The 24625-nt window shown below is 72.5% G+C and carries 17 protein-coding genes and 3 pseudogenes; 17 read left to right on the top strand and 3 right to left on the bottom strand.

Annotation, left to right across the window (positions count from 1 at the left end; genetic code table 11):
• Positions 1-95 precede the first annotated feature (95 nt).
• The 4 genes from ppk2 to ACGRHY_RS24715 all read left to right on the top strand — a co-directional run bounded on the left by ppk2 (position 96) and on the right by ACGRHY_RS24715 (position 4718).
• On the top strand, positions 96-965 hold the full coding sequence (ppk2, locus tag ACGRHY_RS24700) for a polyphosphate kinase 2 (RefSeq protein WP_394637502.1): 870 nt from the start codon (positions 96-98) through the stop codon (positions 963-965).
• Between the two features lie 258 nt (positions 966-1223).
• Positions 1224-2330: a CapA family protein gene (locus ACGRHY_RS24705; protein ID WP_394637503.1), complete on the top strand. Its 1107-nt coding sequence runs from the start codon at positions 1224-1226 to the stop codon at positions 2328-2330.
• 439 nt (positions 2331-2769) lie between these two features.
• Positions 2770-3957 (top strand): extracellular catalytic domain type 1 short-chain-length polyhydroxyalkanoate depolymerase, encoded by a 1188-nt coding sequence (locus ACGRHY_RS24710; protein ID WP_394637504.1) that lies wholly within the window; start codon positions 2770-2772, stop codon positions 3955-3957.
• Positions 3958-4154: 197 nt separating this feature from the next.
• Positions 4155-4718: a hypothetical protein gene (locus ACGRHY_RS24715; RefSeq protein ID WP_394637505.1), complete on the top strand. Its 564-nt coding sequence runs from the start codon at positions 4155-4157 to the stop codon at positions 4716-4718.
• Between the two features lie 26 nt (positions 4719-4744).
• Here ACGRHY_RS24715 and ACGRHY_RS24720 read toward each other — a convergent pair.
• Positions 4745-5080, bottom strand: a pseudogene (locus ACGRHY_RS24720) (helix-turn-helix transcriptional regulator); the annotation flags it as partial.
• A 35-nt stretch (positions 5081-5115) separates the two neighbouring features.
• On the opposite strand from ACGRHY_RS24720, the pseudogene ACGRHY_RS24725 reads away from it, so the two are divergent.
• From ACGRHY_RS24725 to ACGRHY_RS24775, 11 genes and pseudogenes are all read left to right on the top strand, one after another.
• Positions 5116-5506 (top strand): annotated as a pseudogene (locus ACGRHY_RS24725) (nSTAND1 domain-containing NTPase); the annotation flags it as partial.
• Positions 5507-5566: 60 nt separating this feature from the next.
• Entirely contained in the window at positions 5567-5767 is a 201-nt protein-coding gene (locus ACGRHY_RS24730) for a hypothetical protein (protein ID WP_394638223.1), read from the top strand.
• A 275-nt stretch (positions 5768-6042) separates the two neighbouring features.
• Positions 6043-9042, top strand: a complete 3000-nt coding sequence (locus ACGRHY_RS24735; RefSeq protein ID WP_394637506.1) for a carbohydrate binding domain-containing protein — start codon at positions 6043-6045, stop codon at positions 9040-9042.
• A 153-nt stretch (positions 9043-9195) separates the two neighbouring features.
• On the top strand, positions 9196-12318 hold the full coding sequence (locus ACGRHY_RS24740) for an ATP-binding protein (RefSeq protein ID WP_394637507.1): 3123 nt from the start codon (positions 9196-9198) through the stop codon (positions 12316-12318).
• A gap of 59 nt (positions 12319-12377) precedes the next feature.
• A complete protein-coding gene (locus ACGRHY_RS24745) occupies positions 12378-13511 on the top strand; it encodes a class I SAM-dependent methyltransferase (protein WP_394637508.1) in 1134 nt (377 codons plus the stop codon).
• A 53-nt stretch (positions 13512-13564) separates the two neighbouring features.
• Positions 13565-14374: a hypothetical protein gene (locus tag ACGRHY_RS24750; RefSeq protein ID WP_394637509.1), complete on the top strand. Its 810-nt coding sequence runs from the start codon at positions 13565-13567 to the stop codon at positions 14372-14374.
• A gap of 104 nt (positions 14375-14478) precedes the next feature.
• On the top strand, positions 14479-16710 hold the full coding sequence (locus ACGRHY_RS24755) for an alpha/beta hydrolase (RefSeq protein ID WP_394637510.1): 2232 nt from the start codon (positions 14479-14481) through the stop codon (positions 16708-16710).
• A gap of 124 nt (positions 16711-16834) precedes the next feature.
• Positions 16835-17086, top strand: a complete 252-nt coding sequence (locus ACGRHY_RS24760; protein WP_394637511.1) for a hypothetical protein — start codon at positions 16835-16837, stop codon at positions 17084-17086.
• Between the two features lie 631 nt (positions 17087-17717).
• Positions 17718-19499 (top strand): group II intron reverse transcriptase/maturase, encoded by a 1782-nt coding sequence (gene ltrA, locus ACGRHY_RS24765; protein ID WP_394637512.1) that lies wholly within the window; start codon positions 17718-17720, stop codon positions 19497-19499.
• Positions 19500-19527: 28 nt separating this feature from the next.
• A complete protein-coding gene (locus tag ACGRHY_RS24770; RefSeq protein WP_394637513.1) occupies positions 19528-20073 on the top strand; it encodes a class I SAM-dependent methyltransferase in 546 nt (181 codons plus the stop codon).
• A gap of 239 nt (positions 20074-20312) precedes the next feature.
• Positions 20313-21128, top strand: a complete 816-nt coding sequence (locus tag ACGRHY_RS24775) for an endonuclease I family protein (protein ID WP_394637514.1) — start codon at positions 20313-20315, stop codon at positions 21126-21128.
• Positions 21129-21211: 83 nt separating this feature from the next.
• Here the strand turns inward: ACGRHY_RS24775 and ACGRHY_RS24780 are convergent, their stop codons facing one another.
• Positions 21212-21742 carry a VanZ family protein gene (locus ACGRHY_RS24780; protein WP_394637515.1) on the bottom strand — a complete coding sequence of 177 codons (531 nt, stop codon included), beginning with the start codon at positions 21740-21742 and terminating at the stop codon, positions 21212-21214.
• A gap of 684 nt (positions 21743-22426) precedes the next feature.
• Between ACGRHY_RS24780 and ACGRHY_RS24785 the strand changes: the two genes are divergently transcribed.
• Positions 22427-23656, top strand: a complete 1230-nt coding sequence (locus ACGRHY_RS24785) for an NAD(P)/FAD-dependent oxidoreductase (RefSeq protein ID WP_394637516.1) — start codon at positions 22427-22429, stop codon at positions 23654-23656.
• Positions 23657-23788: 132 nt separating this feature from the next.
• Positions 23789-23950 (top strand): annotated as a pseudogene (locus ACGRHY_RS24790) (MBL fold metallo-hydrolase); the annotation flags it as partial.
• Positions 23951-24266: 316 nt separating this feature from the next.
• Here the strand turns inward: ACGRHY_RS24790 and ACGRHY_RS24795 are convergent.
• Positions 24267-24596, bottom strand: a complete 330-nt coding sequence (locus ACGRHY_RS24795; RefSeq protein ID WP_394637517.1) for a hypothetical protein — start codon at positions 24594-24596, stop codon at positions 24267-24269.
• Positions 24597-24625: the final 29 nt, after the last annotated feature.

Consider the following 24625-nt stretch of genomic DNA (forward strand, 5'->3'; position numbering starts at 1 on the left):
TCCGTGTTTTCCGGCGGGGTACCGGGGAGACGGTCCCTGCTGTCGGCACACGGCAGGGACCCGGAAGGTCCCGGAAGGCATGGAAAGGGGCGCGTATGCCGCGACAGGACGGCGGGAAGCGGCCGCCGAAGAGGCCCGGAGGGCGGCGTGCCCGGCTGCCCCGCCCGGTGTACGAGAGGGAACTGCTCCGGCTCCAGGAACAGTTGGTGATGATGCAGGAGTGGGTGCGCTCCACCGGCGCCCGGCTGGTCGTCGTCTTCGAGGGGCGTGACGCGGCGGGCAAGGGGGGAGCCATCAAGCGCGTCACCGAGTACCTCAACCCGCGCGTGGCCCGTATCGCCGCCCTGCCCGCGCCCACCGAACGCCAGCGCACCCAGTGGTACTTCCAGCGCTACGCCGAGCAGCTTCCGGCGGCCGGCGAGATCGTGCTGTTCGACCGCAGCTGGTACAACCGCGCGGGCGTCGAGCGCGTCATGGGGTTCTGCACGGAGGAGGAGCACGCGCGCTTCCTGCGCCAGTGCCCCGTCTTCGAGCGGCTGCTGATCGAGGACGGCGTCCTGCTGCGCAAGTACTGGTTCTCCGTGAGTGACGAGGAGCAGGAGAGGCGGTTCCGGTCGAGGCTGGAGGACCCCATGCGGCGCTGGAAGCTGTCCCCGATGGACCTGGAGTCCCGGGTCCGCTGGGAGGCGTACTCGCGGGCCAAGGACGAGATGTTCGCCCACACCGACACCCCCGAGTCCCCCTGGTACGTCGTCGACGCGGACGACAAGCGGCGGGCGCGGATCAACATGATCGCCCATCTGCTGTCCGGCGTTCCGTATCACGAGGTCGAGCCGCCCCGGCTGAGCCTGCCGCCCCGGCCGCCGTCCACCGGCTACCGGCGGCCGCCGAGGGAGACGCAGACCCTGGTGCCCGACCACGCCGCGACCCTGGAGGGGGCCGGGCGGGAACGGGACGGCGCGTAGCGGCGCCCACGCCGTGTGCCCGGCGTACGGGGGTTCCGCCGGGCACACGGGGCCTGCCGGAGGCCACCCGCCTCTCGCGGGCTCCGATTGCGCGGTGCGCGGTGCGCGGTCTCGCTCCGCTTCTCCGCGTCCGGTGGCCGCCTCCGACGGCCACCACCAGGACACCGGGCACGGGGCCGGGGCGGCAGGGCCGAGGGTCCCCCGCTCCGGGGCCGGCCGGCCCCGGAGCGGGGGCGGGGAGGTCCTACCCTTGGAGACATGAGCGGGGCCGCGGTCACCCTGTTCCTCTGCGGTGACGTGATGCTCGGCCGGGGCGTCGACCAGATCCTCCCGCACCCCGGTGATCCGGCGCTGCGCGAGGCGTACGTCCGTGACGCCCGCACCTACGTCGAGCTGGCGGAGGCGGTCAACGGCCCGGTTCCCCGGCCGGCCGGCTTCGAGTGGCCTTGGGGCGATGCGCTCGCGGCGATCGACGGGGCCGCCCCCGACGCCCGGATCGTCAACCTGGAGACCGCCGTCACACGCAGCGGCGCGTTCGCCCCGGGCAAGGGCGTCCACTACCGGATGAGTCCCGCCAACATCCCCTGCCTGCCGCCCGCCCGCCCCGATGTCTGCGGCCTGGCCAACAACCACGTCCTGGACTTCGGCCGCCCCGGCCTGGAGGAGACGCTCGACGCCCTGGCGGGCGCGGGAACCGCCGCGGCGGGGGCGGGGCGGGACCTCACCGCCGCGCGGCGGCCCGTGCCCGTACCCCTGGAAGGCGGGCGGCGGGTGGTGGTCCTGGCCTTCGGCATGCCCTCCAGCGGCATACCGCCGTCCTGGTCCGCCGGCCCCGGCCGGCCCGGCGTGGACGTCGTGGACGAGCCCTCGCCGGCCGCCGCTGCCGCCGTGACCGAGCGCATCCGCCGGATCAGGCGGCCGGGGGACGTCGTGGTCGTCTCGGTCCACTGGGGACCGAACTGGGGCTACGAGGTCTCCCGCGAGGAGACCGGCTTCGCGCACGCCCTGATCGACGGCGGCGCGGACGTCGTCCACGGTCACTCCTCGCACCATCCCCGTCCCCTGGAGGTGTACCGGGACAGGCTCGTGCTGTACGGCTGCGGCGACCTCGTGAACGACTACGAGGGCATCACCGGATACGAGCGGTACCGGGACGACCTGCGGCTGCTGTACTTCGTCCGGCTGGAGCCGGACGGCCGGACGGCCGGAGTGCGGATGGTGCCCCTCCAGGCGCGGCGGATACGGCTGTGCCACGCCTCGCCGGAGGACGCCGGGTGGCTGCGGGCGGTCCTGGACCGCGCCGGCCGCGGCCTGGGCTCGCGCGTCGACCGGGAGCCGGACGGGGCGCTCGCCCTGCGGTGGTGACGGGAAAGGCGGCCCGGGAGCGCTTCCGTGCTCCCGCGTGCCGGTCGAAGCGCGGGAGCGTACGTGCGGCGCGGGCGCGAAGCCTCGTGACCGGGGCCGGTCGCGGCCCGGTACGGCATCGCGGTCACCCCGTCGGCGGCTTTCGCCGCCGACGGGCTCCGGGCCCCCAAGCCGTACGTCTCGCCCCCGTCCGCCCGGGGCCGGAGGAGGCGTCCGCCGCGCGGCCCCGCTGACGGAGGCGCCGGCAGCCCCTCGCGGGCCCGGCCGGTGCCGCCGGGTCCGGCCGGAGGGGCCGTCCGCGGGTTCCCGGGGGCAATGTGGGCGGCGGCCACCGGCGCGGCGGCGACCCTGTGGCTCCGGCATGTTCGAGTGACCTGCGTCACGCCCTACGGTACCGGCATTGATTGTCAGGTCCCTTTCAGGCGTAAGGACCCCCCTCATGAGAGCCATGAACCTCCTGCGCCGCGCGGGTGTGCTGCTGGGCACGCTCGCGCTGGCGTTCACCGGACTGTCCGCCGCCCCGGCGGCGGCCGCAGACCTCGAACGCGTCACCGGCTTCGGTTCCAATCCGGGCGCGCTGACCATGTACCGCTACGTCCCCGACGACCTGCCGGCCGACGCCCCGGTCGTCCTCGTCCTGCACGGCTGCACCCAGGACGCGCCCGGCTTCGTGACGACCTACGGCTGGCGCACGTACGCCGACAGCCGCGGCTTCGCGCTCGTCGCCGCCCAGCAGGAGACGGGCAACAACAGTTCCCGCTGCTTCAACTGGTTCCAGAGCGGCGACACCTCGCGCGGGCGCGGCGAGGCCCTGTCGCTGCGCCAGATGGTCGGCCATACCGTGAGTGCGGTGGGCGCCGACCCCTCCCGGGTGTACGTAGCCGGGTTCTCCGGCGGCGGCGCGATGGCCGCGAGCGTGCTCGCCGCCTACCCGGACGTGTTCGCGGGTGGCGCGGTGCTGGCCGGTGTGCCGCACGGCTGCGCCACCAGCATGGTCGGGGCGTTCGGCTGCATGAACCCCGGTGTGTCGAAGACCGCCGCCCAGTGGGGCGACCTGGTCCGCGTCCAGAATCCGGGGTACGGCGGCCCGTGGCCGTCGGTCGCCGTCTGGCACGGCACCTCCGACACCACGGTCGCCCCGGCGAACGCGGACGAGCTGGTGAAGCAGTGGACGAACGTGCACGGCACGGACGCCACCGCGGACGGCTCGGCCTCGCTGCCCGGAGGGGTGACGCGGAAGGACTACGGTTCCTCCGCCGGCACCGTCGTGCGGGACTACCGGGTCTCCGGCATGGGGCACGCCGTCCCGGTGCGCCCGTCCGAGGGCTGCGGCACGACGGGCTCGTACACCGCGGACCTGATGTGCTCGACGGCGTACGTCACCGCCGACTGGGGCCTGGGCGACGCCGACCCGGGAGACCCGGGAGACCCCGGCGACCCGGGGACGCCCGCCTGCTTCACGGCGAGCAACTACACCCATGTGCAGCAGGGCCGCGCCACCGTCCGCTACGGGTACACCTACGCGGTCGGTTCCGGTGACGCGCTGGGGCTGTGGAACATCTACACCGTCACCTCCCTCACCGAGACCGAGCCCGGCTGGTACGAGCGGACGGCCTCCTGCAGCTGAGAGGCCCGCCGCGAGCCCGCCGTACGCCCACCGGCCCGCCCGGGGGCGTACGGCGCTCCGGGCGCGGGCGTGAGTGCGGCCCGGCCGCACGGCTCCGGGCGGCGCCCCCCGGGAACCTCTGGTATGCCTTTAATGCCGCGAACTTCTCGAATTTCGCGGGTGCCGCTTTAACGGGACAAGGCGAACTGGAGATCATCGTGTCCGAACGCAACACGCTCGCCCGCAGCCTGCACGATCTGGGCATGGGCGCATGGTTCGGCGGCTCCCTGATGGGCGCCGTGGGGCTGAACGGCGTCGCCAGGGAGTGGGAGGACGCCGCGACCGGCGACAGGATCGCGAGCATCGGATGGGCGAAGTGGACGCCGGTCAACGGACTGGCCATCGCCGCCCACCTCGCGGGCGCCGTCTCCCTGCTGGCGTCCAACATGTACCGCGTGGAGCACCAGCGGGGAGTGGGGGCCTCCTCGGCGATCAAGACCATCCTGACCGGCGCGGCCCTGGCGGCCACCGCCTATGGCCGCGTCATGGGCAAGAAGCTGGAGATGGCCACCTCCACCGACCCGGACAAGGCGGCCGGGGCCCAGCACCACCCGGCCTCCATGGAGGACGCCGAGCGGCAGCTGCGCTGGGCCCAGTGGAGCATCCCCGTACTGACCGGCGCGCTCACCGTCGTCAGCGCTCTCCAGGGCGAGCAGCAGAAGCCGGTCGAGCAGAAGGCGGGGATGCTGCGCAAGGTCGCCGCCCGGCTGGACATGGGCTGATACCGGTCGGTGGGCCGCACGGTGTGTCAGTGGCCGGCGGCGTTCGCCACGAGGCCGCCCCGCGCGGCCGCCGGCGTACCGCCGCGGGCCAGCGCGCGCTGCCGGTGGTCGCTGGGCGAGATGCCGTAGGCGATGCGGAAGGCGCGGCTGAAGGCGGAGGGGTCGGTCAGACCCCACCGGGCGGCGACGGTGTGGACGGGCGTGCGGCGCAGGGCGGGGTCGGACAGGTCCTGCCGGATGCGCCGCAGCCGCTGGTCGCGCAGGAACGCCGAGACGGTGGAGCCCTCGTCCCGGAACAGCCGGTGCAGGTGGCTCAGTGAGATGTGGTGCGCCGCCGCGATCGCGGGCGGGGACAGACGCGGGCCTGATCGTCGAACGCGCCCTCACCGCGAGACTGGTGGACGAGGCGACCGGCGAGCCCGGAGGGCTGCCGCTGATGTCCCACGTCCTGCTGGAGACCTGGCGCCGGTGCCGCGGACGCGCGCTGACCCTGGCGGCCTACGAGGCCGCCGGCGGCATACGCGGCGCCATCGCCCAGGCCACCGAGGACCTCTACACCCGGCTGGACCCCGGCCAGGCCGCCGCCGCCCGCGCGATCCTGCTGCGGCTGGTCAACCCCGGCGAGGGAGTGCCCGACACCCGGCGGCCCACCGGCCGCGGCGAGTTGGGCGCGGACGGCGCGGGCCCGTCTGGTCACCCTCGACGGCTCGACGGTCACCCTGGCGCACGAGGCGCTGATCGCGGCGTGGCCCCGGCTGCGCGGCTGGACCGAGGCGGACCGGCGGCGGCTGCTCGTCCACCGGCAGCTGACGGAGGCCGCGCAGGCCTGGCACTCCCTGGACCGCGACGTGGGAGCCCTCCACCGGGGCGCCCGGCTCGCGGCCGCCCGGGACCGGCTCGGCGGCGCGGGGGCCGGCCTCACCGCGCTGGAGCGGGATTTCCTGCTGGCCAGCGAGGCCGCCGAGGTGGCGGCCGAGGTCTGCCGGGCGAGGCGGACCCACCGATGGTCCGAACTGGTCTCGGACCTGCCCGCCGCCCCCTGCCCGTGAGGCGTCACGGGCAGGAGGGCCGTGCGGCCCTTTACGTGGATGTCATGTACGGATAAATTCTTCACTGCAACAACTTGCGGAAAGATTCCGGCAGTTGCTTCAACCCTGCCGTTTCGGTACCGCCGTTTCAACTCTGTCGTTTCACCGCACTGCCCGGCCGGATCCCGAGGCGCGTCAGGGTCCGGTCCTCACGGGGGCCGCGCGGATACGCCGGTATCCGCGCAGCCGACGACCGCCGCGGCTTCGGGAGCCGCGGCCCTGCTCTGGAGACGCGCTTGAAGATCAGTAAACCCCCACCACTGCGGCACTCGCTGACGGCGGCCGTCCTGGCGAGCGGCCTGCTGGCCCTGCCGGCGGTGGCACCGCCGGGCGAGACCGGTCCCGAGGCCGTGCCCGTCGCGGCGGAGGCCGGGAACACCGCGACGGTCTTCTATCACACCGGGACCAGGGACTGGCCCGAGTACAACCTGCACTGGGCGCCGGACGGCGGGCAGTGGACGACCGTGCCGGGGACGGCGATGGAGGCGGCCTGCACGGACTGGGTGAAGAAGACCGTCGAACTGGGCGCCGCGTCCGGGCTGCAGGCCACCTTCAACGACGGCTCGGGGACCTGGGACAACAACGGCGGGCAGAACTACGACCTGGGCACCGGGAACATCACCGTCAGGGACGGCGTGGTCGCCCACTCCGACCCCTGCGCGGGCGCCGGTCCCGACCCGGGCGAGGGGGACGGCGAGGGGAGCACCGCCACGGTCTACTACTCGACGGCCGCCCTGGGCTGGTCCACCGCCAACATCCATTACCGGCCGGACGGCGGCGTGTGGACCGAACCGCCAGGCGCCGGCATGGAGGCCGCCTGCACCGGATGGTGGAGACACACCGCGGACCTGGGCGGCGCCACCTCGATGAAGGCCGCCTTCAACAACGGCAACGGGGTCTGGGACAACAACAACGGGGCCGACTACACCATCTCCGCGGGAGTCGCCACCGTCGAGAACCGGACCGTCACCGAGGACGCCGCGGACCCGTGCGCCGACGAGGAGCCCGACACACGGGCCCCCACCGCGCCCGAGGGGGTGACCGCGAGCGCCGACGGCACCTCGGTGGTGGTCACCTGGGAACCGTCCACCGACGACCGGGGAGTCACCGGCTACCAGGTGACCCGCACCGGCGGCGCCGAGGGCACGGTCGTCACCGACGTCGGCTCCACCGTCCTCTCCGACACGGATCTGGAGGAGAGGACCGCCTACGCCTACACCGTCAGGGCCGTGGACGCGGCGGGCAACCTCTCGGCCCCCTCCACCGAGGCCGGGGCCACCACCGGCGAGAAGCCGCCCGCGCCCGCCCGGGGGAGGCCGCTGGGCACCGACCCGCGCAAGGATCCGATCTACTTCGTCCTCACCGCCCGCTTCAACGACGGCGACGCCTCCAACAACCGCGGCGGGAACCAGCACGAGGAGTCCGGCAACGCCGCCAACGACGACCCCATGTTCCGCGGCGACTTCAAAGGGCTGATCGACCGGCTCGACTACATCAAGGGGCTCGGCTTCTCCGCCGTGTGGATCACCCCCGTGGTCCTCAACCGCTCCGACTACGACTACCACGGCTACCACGGCTGGGACTTCTACCGGGTGGACCCCCGCCTGGAGTCCGCCGGCGCCTCCTACCAGGATCTGATCAACGCCGCCCACGCCAAGGGCATGAAGATCTACCAGGACGTGGTCTACAACCACTCCTCCCGCTGGGGCGCCAAGGGACTGTTCACCCCGACCGTCTACGGGGTGCGCGACAGCCAGTGGAGCTGGTACTACGACGAGCCGAACGAAGGGTTCGAGTACGACGGTCTGACGGTGGACCCGAAGTCCGGCAGGGCCCACTACAACGGGGACCTGTGGTCGACCGCGGAGCCCGCCGGCAACACCTGCCTGAACTGGGGCGAGCCGACCGGCGCCAGGAGCCCGGAGGGGTACACGATCTACAACTGTCAGTGGCCCAGCCCCACGTCAGGCATGTTCCCCCGGGCCCTGTACCACGACTGCTGGATCGGCAACTGGGAGGGCGAGGACTCCCGTTCCTGCTGGATCCACGAGGACCTGGCCGACTTCGACACCGAGAGCGCGGCCGTGCAGAACCACTTGATCGGCGCCTACAACAAGTACATCGACATGGGCGTGGACGGCTTCCGCGTCGACACGGCCGTCCACATTCCGCGCACCACCTGGAACCGCCGCTTCCTGCCGGCCATCCAGGAGCGCGTCACGCAGCGGTTCGGCGCGGAGGCCGCGAAGAACTTCTTCGTCTTCGGCGAGGTCGCCGCGTTCGTCAACGACAAGTGGAACCGCGGATCGGTCAACCACTCGGCGCAGTTCTACACCTGGAAGGAACGCGAGGAGTACAGCCCCGACGACGCCGAGGCCGCGCTGGAGATGTACGAGTGGGAGCAGGCGCAGGGCCCGGCCGGCCAGCCCACATCGGACAACGCATTCCTGCACGGCAACGCCCACCACGCCCCGGACCACAGCCGGTTCTCGGGCATGAACGTCATCGACATGCGCATGCACATGAACTTCGGCGACGCCCGGAACGCCTTCCACAACGGCAAGGACTCCGACGACAGTTACAACGACGCCACGTACAACGTCGTCTACGTCGACAGCCACGACTACGGGCCCAACAAGAGCGGCGAGCGCTACACCGGCGGCACCGACGCCTGGGCGGAGAACATGTCGCTGATGTGGACCTTCCGCGGCATCCCCACCCTGTACTACGGCTCGGAGATCGAGTTCCGCAAGGGGGCGGAGATCGACTGCGGGCCCAGCTGCCCGCTGGACACCACCGGCCGCGCCTACTACGGCGACCACCTCGCCGGAAGCATCACGGCCTCGGACTTCTCCGAGGTGGAGTCGGCCACCGGGGCGGTCGCCGAAACCCTGGACAAGCCGCTGGTCAGACATGTGCAGCGGCTCAACCGGATCCGGCGCGCGGTGCCGGCGCTGCAGACGGGCCAGTACTCCACCGAGGGGGTCAGCGGCGAGATGGCCTTCAAGCGCCGCTACACCAGCGGCTCCACGGACAGCTTCGCGCTGGTCACCGTCACCCACGGCGCCACCTACACCGGCATTCCCGACGGCACCTACACCGACGCCGTCACCGGGGACACCCGGCAGGTCACCGACGGCAGGCTGGCCGTGGACGCCCCGGGCAAGGGCAATCTGCGCGTCTACGTCCTGAACGGCACCGGGAGGATCGGAACGGACGGTCCCTATCTGAAGTAGCGCCGCCGGAAGGAACGCCTTCGGGCCGGACAGGGTGCCGCACCCCGCCCGGCCCGAAGGCGTTTGTCCCGGCCACCGGCTTGGCCGAGGATGGGAGCGGACGGCCGTCCCGGCACGGGGCGGTACCGCGAACGGCGCACCCCGGGGAGAGGCATGCACATCCGTGTCCTGGGAACCGTGGCCCTGGCTCCCGGTCCCCTCACCGCCGGCTCCGAGCCGCCCGGGGCGCTGGTCGCCCCCCGGGTACGCCGTCTGCTCGCGGCCCTCGTCGTACGGTCGGGCGCGGTGGCCTCGTCCGACTGGCTGGCCGACGCGGTCTGGGGCGACCGGCAGCCGGTCCACGCGGAGGCCGCGCTGCACAACCTGGTGAACCGCCTGAGGACGGCCCTCGGCAACCGCGGGGCCCGCGACGTCCTGCTCACCCGCCCGCCCGGCTACGTGCTGAACCCGGCCCCCGGGGAACTCGACGCCCTGCTCTTCACCGAACTGGCCGAGTCCGGGCGGCGTCGCCTCGCCGACTCCCCGGCGGCGTCCGCCGAGGACCTGGACGCGGCCCTGGCCCTGTGGCACGGCCGCGCCTACGGAGAACTCGGCGACGAGCCGTTCGCCATGGCCGAGGCCGCCCGGCTGGAGGAACTGCGGGTGGCGGCGGCCGAGGACCGCGCGGAGGCGGCGCTCGCCCTCGGCGACACCGCCGGGGCCGTCGCCCTGCTGGAACCCCTGGTCGCAGGCTTCCCCCTGCGGGAGCGCCCCCGTGCCCAGCTCATGGTCGCGCTCTACCGCGCCGGAAGGCAGTCCGACGCGCTCGACGTCTACCGCGCCCACCGGCGGACGGTGCGGGAGGAGACCGGGCTGGACCCCTCGCCGCCGCTGAGGAGCCTGGAGGCCGCGGTCCTGCGGCAGGACCCGTCCCTGGACCGCTGGACGAACCTCGCCGCGAACGGCGCCTCCCCGGCGCCGCCTCCCGCCACCGCATCCCCTCCCGCCAGAACCGCCGCGCCCGGCGGCCCGGCGGCAGGCCACCGCGGCGCCGTCCCCGGCGGCGCGATCGAGCTGATAGGCCGCGACCGCGCCGTGGACGAGCTCGGCTCGCTGCTGCGCACCGACCGGGTGCTCACCCTGTTCGGCCCCGGCGGCGTGGGCAAGACACAGCTCGCCCTGGCGGTCGCCAGGCGCGCGGAGGCGGAGAACCGGTACCCGGACGGGGTCCGGATGGTGGAGCTGGCGTCCGTACCGTCCTCGGCGCCGGTCGCCGACGTGGTGGGCACCGCCCTGTCCCTGCGCCCCCGCGCGGGCGCCGATCCCCTGGACCGCCTCACGGAGTACCTCCAGGAACAGCGGGCCCTGCTCGTCCTGGACAACTGCGAGCACGTCGTGGAGCAGACGGCGTACCTGGTGGAGGCGCTGGTCTCCGGATGCCCCGGCCTCACCGTGCTCGCCACCTCCCGGGAACCACTGGCCATCACCGGCGAGCGCGTCTACCCGGTGCCGCCGCTTCCGGTCCCGGAACCCGGCGACCGCCCGGGAGGGGGGCCGCTCTCCCCGGCCGAGCGGCTCTTCCACGTCCGTGCGCGCGCCGCCTCACCGGGCTTCGCGGTGGACGACCCGGAGACGGCCGCGGCGGTGGCCGCACTGTGCCGCAGGCTCGACGGCGTTCCGCTGGCCATCGAGCTCGCGGCGGGGCGGGTGCGGTCCATGACGCCGTCCGAGCTGCTGGCCGGGCTGTCGGCCAGGTTCGACCTGCTGCGCGGCACCTACCGGCGGACGGCGGAGCGGCACCGCACCCTGCTGGCCACCGTGGACTGGTCGTACGCCCTGCTGACCGAAGAGGAGCAGGAGCTGTTCGCCCGGCTGTCCGTCTTCAGCGGGGGGTTCCGCCTCGCCGACGCGCAGGCGGTCTCGGGGCTGGACCGGGCGGAACTGGCGGACGGCCTGGCCGCCCTGGTGGACAAGGCCGTGATCCAGGCGTCCGCCGGCCCCGGCACCACCGCGACGACCTACACCATGCTGGAGACGCTGCGCTCCTACGGCCAGGACCGGCTCAGGGAGCGCGGGGACGCCGATGTCACCCTCCGCGCGCACGCCGGCTACCTGATGGGGCTGCTGGACGAGAGCCGCCCCCGGATGGCGGGGGCCGAGTGCGGCCACTGGGTCCGTGAGGTGGCCCGGCACCTGGACGACCTGCGCGCGGCCCACGAATGGGCCCTGGAGCACGACCCGGGCGTCGCGGCGGAACTCGTGTGGAGGCTGCGGGACTGGGCGGAGCTGCAGAGTCTCGGCGAGGTCTTCTCCTGGGCCGGCAAGACGATACGGCGCTGCGCCGGGGCACCGCCCGCGGACGGGGCCCTGCTGGGGCGGGTGGCGTCCGTCGCGGCCAGGGGGGCGATCCTCAAGGGTGCGCTGGAGGAGGGGGCCGCCCTGGCCGAACGGGCCCGGGCCCTGCTGCCGCCGGACGACCCGGCCCAGATCGGCCTGGCGGAGACCCTGGGCGACGCGGCGTTCTTCAGCGGCCGGCTGGCCGAGGCGCGGGAGACCGCCGGCCGGGCCAGGATCCTCGCGGAGCGGCTCGGGGAGGAGTTCCGGGTCTACACCACCTGGAGCGTGGAAGCCCTGGCGCTGGCCTACGGCGGGGACCGGGAACGGGCGGTGGAGCAGGCGGAGGAGATGGTCCGGCGGGCGTCCTGCCCGCTGATGCTCGCCTGGTCCCACTACGTCCTCGCCGAGGCGCTGCCCGAGGACGAGTGGGACAGGGCGGGCCCGCTGCTGGAGGACGTGGTCCGCAGGGCCCGCGAGCTGGGGGACCGCTTCCTGGCGGGGGTGGCCCTGGTGTCCGCCGCCTCGATGCGGGCGCGCACCGGGCACGCGGCCGAGGCCGTACCGCTCTTCCGCGAGGTGCTGGACCACTGGCACCGCTCCGGCAACTGGACGCAGCAGTGGACCTCGGTCCGGGGGGTGGTCGACGTCCTGGTGCGGCTCGGCCGCGACGAGGACGCGGCCCTGCTGCTGGGTGCGCTGCGGAACCGGACGAGCGCGGCGCCGGTGTACGGCTCGGACGCGGAGCGGCTGGGCGGGGCGGAGCGGCTGCTCGCCGGCCGTCTCGGCGAGGTCCGCTTCGCGGAGCTGACCACCAGGGGTATGGCCACCACGGACGCGGGCGCGCTGCGCGCCGCGCAGGAGGCGCTCGCCCGTGTGGAGGAGGACACCGCCTCCCGGAGACGCGGCATCCCGACCACCACCTTCCGGGGGACGGCTGACAGCGAGGTGAAAGCGGGCTGACAGGCGCTCCCGCGACGGTGGAACCGACAGCGTGTTCCGCACCGCACGAGGAGAGGGCCGTGAGCACCACCGAGTTCCCCGCCCCCGCCGACACCGTCACCACCGGTGACGACGACCGCCGGCAGGCCGACGCCGCCGCACTGGCGGAGACCCTGTTCGACGGCGTCAAGGCGAGCATGGACGTCCTGACGGTGTACCTGGGTGTCCGGCTGGGGTTGTACGAGGCACTGGCCGACGGCGAGGCCAGGACGCCCGGCCAGGTCGCCGAGCGGGCCGCCGTCCACCCCCGGTACGCCCGCGAGTGGCTCGAGCAGCAGGCCGCCGCCGGCGTGCTCGCCGTCGGCCGGGATCACGACGACCCCCGTCTGCGCTCCTTCCGCCTCCCGGCCGGGCACCGCGACGTCCTGCTGGACGAGGAGCACCCGGCCTACCTCGGCTCCGCCCCGCAGTTCCTCACCGGGATCGCCGACGTGCTCCCGAAGCTGCTGCGCTGCTACCGCACCGGGGACGGCGTCCCCTACGGGGCCTACGGCACGGCCGTCCGGCAGGGCATCGCGGGGATGAACCGCCCCGGGTACAGTTCGGCGCTGGCCTCCGACTGGCTCCCCGCCCTCCCCGATGTCCACGCCAGGCTGGCGGCCGGGGAGCGGGTGGACGTACTGGACCTGGGGTGCGGGTCCGGCTGGTCGGCCATCTCCCTGGCGCAGGCGTTCCCGAACGCGCGGATCACCGGGGTGGACCTCGACGAGCCGTCGATCGCCGACGCCCGGTCCCACGCCGCCCGGCAGGGCGTCGCCGACCGGGTCGCCTTCCACGTGGGCGACGCGGCGCGGTCCGGCCACGGCGGCTTCGACCTCGTGTGCGTCTTCGAGGCGCTCCACGACATGGCGGACCCGGTCGGAGTGCTGGCCTCGGTGCGCGAGAGCCTGCGCGAGGGAGGGGTGCTGCTCGTCGCGGACGAGAAGGTGAACGAGCGGTTCGAGGCCCCGGCCCCGGTGATGGAGCAGTTCGCCTACGCGGCGAGCGTCCTGCACTGCCTGCCCGCCACCAGGGCCGAGGGGGCGGTCGAGGACGCCGGTACGGTCCTGCGCCCGCCGACCGTGCGCGAGTACGGCCGGCGCGCGGGCTACCGCACGGTCGAACCGCTCGGCGTGGAGCACGGGATGTGGAACTTCTACCGGTTCGACGCGTGACCGCCGCGACGGCCCGGACAGCACCCCCGCAGGACACCGGAGAGGAGAGGACCGTGGACGCCGAAAGCGCCGCACTGGAGACCGGCTGGAAGCCCACGACCCCCGTCGGCGACACCCTGACCCGCCGCTACGTGTACAACCACGCCGACTGCGTCGACGCGATCGTCAGGGCCGCCGGAGGCCGCACGCTGCGCACCGACGCGTTCGCGGCGGCCGACCTGGGCAGGCCCAGCGGGCTGTACAACTCGGCCACCCTGCTCCAGCCCCTCGCCGGCCGGGACACCGCACGGGCGCTGGCCCCGATCGAGGAGTTCTTCGGGCAGGGCACCGGGCAGGTACTGCTGTGGAGCCCATGGCCCACGCCCGACCTGACCGAGTACGGCTGGAAGCTGTCCGGTCACCCCCCGCTGCTCCTCCGCCCGCCGGGAGAGCCGCCCTCGTTCCCGGACCGCGGGACGCGCGTGGTGCCGGTCGAGGACGCGGAGGGGGTGCGCGCCTGGGAGCGCACCGTCGTCGAGGGCTTCCCCTTCGACGACGTCCTCCCGCTGCTCCCCGGCGCCCTCCTGGACCCGGCGATCCTCGGCGACGAGCGGTTCCGGATGTGGCTCGCCCTGAAGGACGGCGTCCCCGCGTCGGCCGCCGCGCTGTTCACCGCGCACGGGATCGCGCAGTTCGTCTTCGGTGTCACACTCCCGCGGGCCCGCCGCGAGGGCCACTGGTACGCGCTGGTGAGGGAGCGGCTGAAGGCGGCCGGTCCGCTGCCGTCGGCGGCGCTGTTCAGCGACGACAGCCGGCCGGGTGCGGAACGGGCGGGCTTCCTGCCCCTGTCCCGGTTCACGCTCTGGTACCGGGACCGGCCGTGACGGGCGGCGTGGCCGGGGGCGCGGCGGGGCCGGGCGGACACGGACCGGAGAGATCCGGGAGAACAGGGAAGACCGAGAGATCCGACGGACGGAGGAGAGCGCCGATGCGCGCCCGACAGCCCGATGCCGAGGGCACCGCCGACCACGACGGTGTCGCCATCCACTACGAGGTCCACGGGGACGGGGACACCACGGTGCTGCTGCTCCCGGCCTGGGCCATCGTCCACAGCCGTCTGTGGAAGGCACAGGTCCCCTATCTGGCCCAGCACTACCGGGTCGTGGTCTACGACCCGCGCGGCAACGGCGCCTCCGGCCGTCCGGCCGACCCCGCCGCGTACGACGTGCGCGTCCAGGCCGGGGACGCGGTGGCCGTGCTCGACGCCGTCGGCGCGGACCGGGTGGTGCTGGTCGGCAACTCCTTCGGGACCGCCCTCGCCTACTTCCTGGCGGCCCTCCACCCGGAGCGGGTGCGCGGCGCCGTGATGATCGGCACCACCCTCAACGTCGAGGGCCGCGACGACTACCCGCTCGCCCGGGCGCTGCTGAGCTTCGACGAGGACCGGGGCACGGACGAGGGCTGGGACCGCTACAACCGGCACTCGTTCCACCGCGACTTCGCCGGTTTCGTCGAGTTCTTCGTCGGCCGGGCGTTCAACGACCCGCACTCGACCAAGCACATCGAGGACGGGGTCTCCTGGGGGCTGGAGACGACTCCGGAGACGCTCGCCGCGACGCTCTCCCCGCGGGTCGCGGTGCCGCCCGCCAGGACCGCGGAGGTGCTGCGCGCCATGGCGCCGCTGGTCCGCTGCCCGGTGCTGGTCGTGCACGGGGACCGGGACGAGATCACACCCGTGGAACTGGGCCGCTCCCTCGCCTCGCTGCTGGGCGCCGAACTGGTCGAGCTGCCCGGGGCCGGGCACTGCCCGCAGGCACGCCACCCGGTGCGGGTCAACCGGCTGCTGCGCCGGTTCGTCGACCGCACCGTGCCCGCCGCCGAGCGCGGTGCCGGGACCGGGACCGGCATCGCCGCGGACCGTCCGGCCGCCGGGGGACGGCAGGCGGGGGGCGAGGCGCTCCCGGCCGCCGGGACCGGACCGTCCGGGGCGCGGAACGCTTCCCGCGGCCCGTCGCGCCCGCCCCGCGTGCTGTACCTCTCCTCCCCGATCGGCCTCGGCCACGCCCGGCGCGACCTGGCCATCGCGGACGAGCTGCGCGCCGTGGTGCCGGACGCACACGTCGAGTGGCTCGCCCAGGACCCGGTCACCCGCGTACTGGCGGCCCGCGGGGAGCGCGTACATCCGGCGAGCGCCCTGCTGGCCAGCGAGTCGCGGCACATCGAGGCGGAGTCCTGCGGTCATGACCTCCACGTCTTCCAGGCGATGCGGCGCATGGACGAGATCCTCGTCGCCAACTTCATGACGTTCCTCGACGTCCTGGAGAACGACCGCTACGACCTGGTGGTCGGTGACGAGGCGTGGGAGGTGGACCACTTCCTCCACGAGGACCCGGCGGTCAAGCGCGCCCGCTTCGCCTGGCTCACCGACTTCGTCGGCTACCTCCCGATGCCCGGCGGGGGCGAGCGCGAGCGCCTGCTGACCGCCGACTACAACGCGGAGATGATCGGCCACATCGAGAACCGCCCCCGGGTGCGCGACGCCTCGCTGTTCGTCGGCGATCCCGAGGACGTCGTGTCCATGCCGTTCGGGCCCGGCCTGCCCGACATCCGGTCCTGGACCGAGGAGCACTACCGGTTCACCGGCTACATCACCGGGTTCGATCCGGTGGACGTCGGCGACCGGGAGGAGTTGCGCGCGGAGCTGGGCTACGCCCCCGGTGAGACCGTGGTGGTCGCCGCGGTCGGCGGCTCGGGGGTCGGCGCCTCCCTGCTGAGGCGCGTCATCGCCGCGCACCCGCTCGCCGCGGCGGACATCCCCGGTCTGCGCACCGTGGTCGTCACCGGTCCGCGGCTCGACCCGGACGCGCTGCCCGACGCGCCCGGCGTGGACAAGCGGGCGTATGTGCCGGACCTGCACCGCCACCTGGCCGCCTGCGACCTCGCCGTGGTGCAGGGCGGTCTCACCACCACCATGGAGCTCACCGCCTGCCGGCGGCCCTTCCTGTACTTCCCGCTCGGAAACCACTTCGAGCAGCAGTTCCACGTGCGGCACCGGCTCCGGCGGCACCGGGCGGGGCGCCCGATGGACTACGCCACGGCGACCCCGGAGGCCCTCGCCGCCGCCATGGCGGAGGAACTCACCCGCACCACGGCGGACTACCGGTCCGTCGGCGGCGAGGGGGCGCGCCGCGCCGCGGCCGCCCTCGCCGGTCTCCTGTGACGGACCCCCGCCCCCGGCCGGTGCCGGGCCGCCGGGGAGACGCGGCCCTCGCCGCGACGGGTGATGGAACACGGCGACGAAGACGCCGGAAAGAACAGAGCAGAGACAACGAGGAGCCACGACCATGAGCAGCACCCGTCCCCGGCCCGACGGCACCCCCGAACGACCCGCCCCGCCGACGACCGCGATACGCACCGACCTCGCCTTCGACCACGGAGCGGTCAGCCGCTTCAACGCCTGGTTCTTCTCCGCGTTCCGGGGTTATCTCAACCATGCCGCCCGGCACCACAAACAGTCCGCCTTCGGCGGCATCGGGGCCGACACGGTCCTGGAGATCGGTGCGGGCGTGCGACACGAGGTCGCACATTGCAAGTAGGACACGATAAGGAGGTTGGCTCTCTGAATTAGCCAATATCGCTGTCTCAGGTCAGTGCTCAAGACCTGTCCCCACCTCGGCGTGCGTCGTGAGTAATCGCGGGGTGCGAAGCCCGAGACAACAGGCCCAAGGGCTGCTGTTCCATCCAGGAGCCACAGGCCGGGGAAGGCCGAGCGGGTGAACGGAAGTGAACCCTCGTTGATGCCTCGTTACGATCAAGGCTCGTGGATGGGATGCGTAATGGGCCGTACAGGGCTGGCCGTTGAAAAGCGGCGAGTGCCGACCGATGAGCCAGTGTCGGTCGGGGGAGCACCACTGCTCCGGGGTATAGAGGGCACCCAAACCGGCCGCATCTTGCATGTGCGGAACGTGGAAACCCCGTTGGAGTCCAGACGTGCACACACCTGGTAAGCCGACCGCAAGGGAGGCCCAACTCTCCAGCGGGAATAGGAAGGCCCGAGAAGCGAAGGCCGGCAGCCGAAAGGAAACGGGAAACCGGATGAGGCGATGCGGCACCTCCGCCGATTGTCCGGATAACCGGCCGGATACAGGCTCCATGCCTGGCCCGAAAGGGAGCCCATGCGGGCCTGGTGAGTCTGCGAAGCAGACGATGACGACGACTCCGGAACCGATGGACAAGTTGGACGCTCCCGGGAACCGGGAAGCGAACGGACCTGACGACGAACTCTTCGATTGGCAGTCGGTTGACTGGAACACGGTCGAGGACGACGTACGGCGTCTGCGTCAGCGAATCTTCGCGGCATCGAGGAAAGGGGACCTGAAGAAGGTCCGCAACTTGCAGAAGCTGATGCTCCGCTCACGGTCGAACGCTCTGGTAGCGGTGAGACGTGTAACGGAGATCGATGCAGGGCGCAAGACCCCTGGAGTGGACGGGTACACCGTTCTGCGGGACAGGTCCAAGGCGGCTCTGGCCGAGTGGACACAGTCCCGGGTGGGAACCTGGAAGCCGATAGCGGTCAGGCGCGTGTATATCGCGAAGAGCAATGGGAAACAGCGCCCACTGGGCATTCCGGCGATCCGGGACCGGGCTATGCAAGCTCTGGTCCTGAACGCGCTGGAACCCGAATGGGAGGCGCGGTTCGAGCCGAGGTCCTACGGATTCCGGCCCGGCCGTGGCTGCCACGACGCGATCGAAGCCATCTTCCGCGTGACGAGGGGGCCCCTCTCCAAGCGCAGATGGGTGCTCGATGCTGACCTGGCAGCAGCGTTCGACCGCATCGATCACCAGCGCCTTGTCGCCTCGCTCGACACCTTCCCGGCCAGGGAACTTGTACAAGCATGGCTCAAGGCCGGAGTGATCGAGAACGGTAAGTTCGCTCCCACAGCGGAAGGAACCCCACAAGGGGGAGTCATCAGTCCGCTGCTGTTGAACATCGCTCTCCATGGAATGGAAGAGGCCGCAGGCGTCAGGTATCGCACAGATGGTGTCCACGCCGGAAAGACGGCACCTGGCAGCCCGGTGCTGATCAGGTACGCCGACGATTACGTCGCCCTGTGTCATTCCTATGGCCAGGCGCGAGAAGTCAAGGCGCGGCTTGCTGAATGGTTGATGCCGAGAGGGTTGACCTTCAATGAGGAGAAGACACGCATCGTCCACCTCAACGAAGGATTTGACTTCCTCGGGTGCAACATCCGCCAATATAAAGGAAGCAAGCTACTGATCAAGCCGAGTCCTGCGGCAGTGGCCCGGTTCCGCAACAGGTTGCGCACTGAACTGCGCATTCTTCGTGGAGCCAACGCACTCGAAGTGATCACTAAACTTAACCCGATCCTTCGAGGGTGGGCTGCTTACTACCGGAACGGAGTATCCAAGCGGGTCTTCAGCGATATTGACGACTACCTCTGGTGGGCCGTGTTTCGCTGGGCAGCCCGCAGCCATCCGAACAAATCGAAGCAGTGGGTCAGCGACCGCTACTTTGGTGCGTTCAACTCCGCCAGTCAAGCGCGGTGGATATTCGGCGACCGAGTCACGGGCCGATATCTCACCAAGCTTGCCTGGACACCGATCGTCCGGCACGTGATGGTCAATGGGAGCGCCTCTCCGGATGACCCAGATCTTGCCGAATATTGGGCGCAGCGACGGAAGAAGTACAAGCCGCCGCTCAGTGATGGACGCATCCGGATGATGCAACGCCAAAACGGAAAGTGCCCGCTCTGCGGCGAATACCTGCTCTACGCCGACACTGAACCACAACACCCGGAGGACTGGGCGACGTGGCTCACGGGAATCCGTAAAGCGATCCGCTTTCAAGCGGTCACCTTGCTGACGGAATCCACCAGGGCAAACGATCGAAAGGTTCCACGCGAACAACTCGTCCATGCACACTGCGGAAAACGGCTGGAGCGGCAGCCTCCCGCACACCTGCGAGCATCGTCTTTCCCGGGCCAATAGGACTCGCTTGAGCCGTGTGCCGCGACGAGTGGCACGCACGGTTCTGAGGGGGGACCGCCGTAGCAATGCGGCGGTCCTACCCGACACCGGGGCCAACCTGGGGTACCTGCGCCCCGGCACCCGCCTGTACGCGGTGGAGCCGAGCCTGCGCATGCACCGGCGCCTGGAGCGGGCGTGCCGGGCGGCCGGGGTCGAGGCCGTCGTCCTGCCCACCGGAGCCGAGGCGATCCCGCTTCCCGACGCCAGCGTGGACGAGGTCATCTGCTCCCTGGTGCTGTGCACCGTCGCCGATCCCGGGAAGGTCCTGGCGGAGATCCGCCGGGTGCTGAGGCCCGGCGGCAGGTTCAGGTTCGTCGAACATGTGGCGGCCCCCGGACAGGGGGTCAGGTACGCGGTCCAGCGCCTCGTCCGCCGGCCGTGGGGCTATGTCTTCGAGGGCTGCGACCCGGGCCGCCGCACGGTGGAGACCGTGGCCCGGGCGGGCTTCTCCGAGGTACGCACCGAGCGGCGCAAACTGCGCAACTCGCTGTTCTGGCCCGTCAACACGGCCGTGTGGGGTGTCGCCGTCCGCTGACCGGTACGGGCTCCGCGGGCCGTGCCGCCGCCCTGCGCGAACGCCCGGGCCGGCCGCGGAGCCCGGGGCGGGGAAGCCGGTGCGTGCGGAACGGGCGCTCCGGGCGTCGTCGGTCATCCGTTCAGCCGGATGTCGCCGGTGCGTAGTTGGCAGGGGCATGACGGTTATGGAAGGCTCCGGTCCGACCGACGCCCGCCGACAGCCCCTGGCCAGGGGCATACCGGAAAGGACTTCCCCACATGTCCCGTTCCCGTGGTTCCACCGCCGGAGGCATAGCCCTGGCCGCGGCCACCCTGCTGGCCGTGGCCGCCCCCACCTCCGTCTCGGCCGCTCCCGCTCCCCTCTCGTCCGCCGCGCTCCCGTCCTCCTCGGCGGACACCTACTACGCCTCCGCCGAGGGGAAGACCGGCACCGCCCTCAAGGCGGCACTCAACGACATCATCAGCGAGCAGACCAGACTCTCCTACAGCCGGCTCTGGGACGCGCTGGGAGACACCGACGAGGATCCCTCCGACCCGGACAACGTGATCCTGCTGTACAGCGGCCGCTCCCAGGCGAAGACCGAGCACGGCGGCAATCTGGGCGACTGGAACCGCGAGCACGTGTGGGCCAAGTCCCACGGTGACTTCGGCACCAGCATCGGGCCCGGTACCGACCTGCACCATCTGCGCCCCACGGACGTGCGGGTCAACAGCATCCGGGGGAACAAGGACTTCGACAACGGCGGCAGCGCGGTCTCCGGGGCCCCCGGCAACTACACCGACGGTGACAGCTTCGAGCCCCGCGACGCGGTCAAGGGCGACGTGGCCCGCATGATCCTCTACATGGCCGTGCGCTACGAGGGCGAGGACGGTTTCGCCGATCTGGAGCCCAACGACCGGGTGGGCAACGGCTCGGCGCCCTACCACGGGCGTATCAGCGTCCTGAAGCAGTGGCACCTGGAGGACCCGCCCGACTCCTTCGAGCGGAACCGCAACGAAGTCATCTACAACGAGCACCAGCACAACCGGAACCCGTTCATCGACCGCCCCGAGTGGGTCGAGGCCATCTGGTGAGATCGGACCTCCCGCCGGACCGGCGGTGAGGGAGGAGCGGAGCGCCGCGGCACCGGTCCAGCCGGTGCCGCGGCGCCGGCGCCTCAGGCCTTCCCGGACCCGGCGGCCGCGGTGCGTTCCCGTCTCGCGCTCCGCTGCCACCGGCGGCGGCGTGGCGGATGGACGGCGCGGCCGATGCGGCGGCCGAGCAGCAGATAACCCAGCAGCGCGCCGGTGGTGTTGAGGATGACGTCGTCGATGTCGAACGCCCGGCCCGGCACGACGGCCCCCTGTACCAGCTCCACCGTCACCATCACCACCGTGGTCAGCAGGACCACCCGCAGCAGTCCGCGGGCACGCGGCCAGGCAACCGGCAGCAGCACCCCGAACGGCACCCCCAGCGCGATGTTGCCGCCGAGCTGTTTGACGGTGTCGCGGAACGCGGGCTGGTTCAGGTAGTTGCGGATGGAGTCGCCCGGCCGCAGGTTGCTGTGCGTCAGCGCCTCCGAGGCGTACGACGGTGTCAGGGTCAGTTTGGCGAGGACCACGGCGAACAGCACCGTCGCAGCCACGGCCACCGCCATCACCAGCGCCCGCGCCAGGGGCGAGCGGGGCGGGGCGGGACCCTCGCGCACCGCTGTGTCCGTGCCCGCGCTCGTACTCCTCGGCGGAAGGCCGCGCCTCATCCGTCGCACCCCCGGTTCGTGGTCGGCCGTCGGCTGTGCGGCACGCGGAGCGCGCCGTGCATGCCGGGTACCCGGAGTAACGGTCCGCATGCGGTGCAACACGGCCTCCGGGCAGCCTTTCTGATGCGTGGTCGGCTCGCGGGGTGGCGCCGCGCCACCACGCGAGCCGATCCTGCCGGGCAGGCTCGCGGGGCCCGTCGGCCGGGTGGGGAGGGACGTTGGTCCCCGGGGTGTTCCCTTTTCGGCCCTGTGGCCGCCGGGCCCGGGGGAGGCAGGCTCGTCGTGCGGCTGTGGGGAGCCGGATTGGGGGCGCGAGAGCGGTCCGGGAGGAGCGGCCCGGGCCGCTCTCGCCTTGCCCGGGGGTTTTCCGGCCCCGTCCGGCCGGTGCGGCGACACTGTCCATAGATACCCCCAGGGGTATTTGCCATCTCTCCGGCCGATGCTCTATTCTCGGCTCTGCAATACCCCCCGGGGTATGTCAGGAAGTGCTCGGCGTGTCCGGAGAAGCCCGGGGACGCCCGCCGCGGACCCGGCCCGGGCGGCTCCCACCCGAGCCGTCGGCCTCCTCGTCCCGACGACGCGAGCCCCCGGGCTCGCCGGCACATCCGCACCCATCGCAGACGGGAGCACCCCATGTCCCCCAGAACCAACCCCGGCGCCGGGCCCGGCGCCCAGGACCAGCGCGTGCTGATCGTCGGCGGCGGCAGCGCCGGCATCAGCACCGCCGCACGCCTGCGGCGCGCGGGAGTCCGCGACATCACCGTGCTCGACCCCTCCGAAATCCACTGGTACCAGCCGCTGTGGACGCTCGTCGGCGGCGGCCAGGCGCCCCTGCGCGTCACCGGCCGGCCCGAGGCGTCCGTCATCCCCCGGGGAGTGCGCTGGATCCGGAAGGCGGCCGAGGCGGTCGACCCCGACGCCCGCACCGTCACCCTCTCCGACGGCACCGAGGCAGGCTACGACTTCCTCGTGACGGCCCCCGGGATCCAGCTCGACTGGAACGGCGTCCCGGGCCTGGCCGAGGCGGTCGGCCACGACCGTGTCAGCAGCAACTACGCGCCGGAGTACGCCCCCCGCACCTGGGAGCTCATCAAGGACATGCGCTCGGGCACCGCCGTCTTCACCCATCCCGCCACCCCCCTCAAGTGCGGTGGCGCGCCCCAGAAGATCGCCTACCTGGCGGCCGACCACTGGCGCAGGCGGGGTGTCCTGGACCGGATCAGGGTGGTGCTGGTGGTACCGGACCCGGCCCTGTTCAAGGTGCCGGTGTGGAACCGGGAACTGGAGCGGGTCGCCGGGCGGTACGGCATCGAGGTCAGGCTGAACACCGAGATGACCGCCGTCGACGGCGGCCGGCGCACGGTGACCCTCACCGACCGCGCCGCCGGGACCGAGGAGACGCTCGGCTACGACATGCTGCACGCGGTGCCGCCGCAGAGCGCCCCCGACTGGGTCAAGAAGAGTCCGCTGGCCGACCCGGCCAGTCCCCACGGTTTCGTCGAGGCGGACAAGCACACCCTGCGCCACCCCCGCCATCCGGAGGTCTTCGCCATCGGCGACGTCGCGAACCTGCCCACCTCCAAGACCGGCGCGGCCGTCCGCAAGCAGGCGCCCGTCGTCGCCGGCAACCTGCTCGACGCCATGCGGGGGGCCGAGCCGTCGCACCGGTACGACGGCTACACCTCCTGCCCCCTGGTGACCGCGCGGGACAGGATGCTGCTCGCCGAGTTCGACTACGATCTGAAGCCCGCGCCGAGCTTCCCGCTGATCGACACCACCAGGGAACGCCGCGACATGTGGCTGTTCAAGCGGTACGGCCTGCCGCCCGTGTACTGGCGCGGCATGCTCACCGGCCGGCTGTGACCGGCCGCCCGGGCGTCCCCCTCGGCCCGGGCGGCCGCCCCACCGCCGCGGGGGACCGGCCGTCCCCTCCCGCACACCGGACACCCCGGCACCCGGGACACCGGGTTCCGGTCACCCTCGACGGAGGCTTCCGTGTTCTTCGCCCAGTACTACCTCGACTGCCTCTCCCAGGCCTCGTACATGATCGCCGACGAGAGGACCGGCAGGGCCGTGGTGGTCGACCCGCGCCGGGACGTGTCGGAGTGCCTCGCCGACGCGCACGGCTTCACCGTCGAGGCCGTGATCGACACCCACTGTGTACGAGCACGCCGACGATGAGGTCGCGTACGGCGTACTGACCGGTGACGCCCTGTTCACCGGCCCCGCGGGACCGGCCCCTGGCCGTGCACTGCGCGGGCGGCCACCGCTCTTCCGCCGCCGCCAGCCTGCTCCGCAACGCCGGCCGCGACGACGTCTTCGGTCTGCTCGGCGATTACGGGGCCTGGCTGCTGCTGCCCGAGACGGCCCGGCCGCCCCGTCCCTCACCGGGGACGGCCCGGCCGCCCCGTCCCTCACCGGGGACGGGGCGGCCGGGCCGTGCCGACCGCGCCGGGCGCCGGGGAGGACCGGGTCAGAAGGAGGGGAGGCCGGGCGACGCGGGCCCGAAGGACGCCGAGGAGGGCGGGGACGGAAGGGCACCGGGCGCCGTGGGAGCCTCACGCTCGGCCAGAGCCGCCTGGTCCAGGAGCCGACGTGCCAGTTCGCGGGCCTCCCGGGGGGTGAGCGCGGCCCAGGTGCCCGGCGCGCTGCCGCGGCCCGGACCCAGGTCCAGGGTGACCCGGCTGATCGGCCGGCCCGGTGTGGCCAGATGCAGACACTTCACGTCGATCCGCCGGTCGCAGGAGGTCACCATCGGCTCCTCGCCCGCCGGGTGGGACTGAGCCCGTCCTGTCTCCGCCACTGTTCCCACACCTTTCCGCTCATACCACT

The sequence above is a fragment of the Streptomyces shinuiensis genome, from assembly GCF_043660855.1.
GTDB lineage: Bacteria > Actinomycetota > Actinomycetes > Streptomycetales > Streptomycetaceae > Streptomyces.

Coding starts and splice junctions, on each gene's coding strand:
- ppk2 (WP_394637502.1), top strand. CDS start 96: ATGCCGCGACAGGACGGCGGGAAGCGGCCGCCGAAGAGGCCCGGAGGG.
- ACGRHY_RS24705 (WP_394637503.1), top strand. CDS start 1,224: ATGAGCGGGGCCGCGGTCACCCTGTTCCTCTGCGGTGACGTGATGCTC.
- ACGRHY_RS24710 (WP_394637504.1), top strand. CDS start 2,770: ATGAGAGCCATGAACCTCCTGCGCCGCGCGGGTGTGCTGCTGGGCACG.
- ACGRHY_RS24740 (WP_394637507.1), top strand. CDS start 9,196: ATGCACATCCGTGTCCTGGGAACCGTGGCCCTGGCTCCCGGTCCCCTC.
- ACGRHY_RS24755 (WP_394637510.1), top strand. CDS start 14,479: ATGCGCGCCCGACAGCCCGATGCCGAGGGCACCGCCGACCACGACGGT.
- ACGRHY_RS24760 (WP_394637511.1), top strand. CDS start 16,835: ATGAGCAGCACCCGTCCCCGGCCCGACGGCACCCCCGAACGACCCGCC.
- ltrA (WP_394637512.1), top strand. CDS start 17,718: ATGGACAAGTTGGACGCTCCCGGGAACCGGGAAGCGAACGGACCTGAC.
- ACGRHY_RS24775 (WP_394637514.1), top strand. CDS start 20,313: ATGTCCCGTTCCCGTGGTTCCACCGCCGGAGGCATAGCCCTGGCCGCG.
- ACGRHY_RS24785 (WP_394637516.1), top strand. CDS start 22,427: ATGTCCCCCAGAACCAACCCCGGCGCCGGGCCCGGCGCCCAGGACCAG.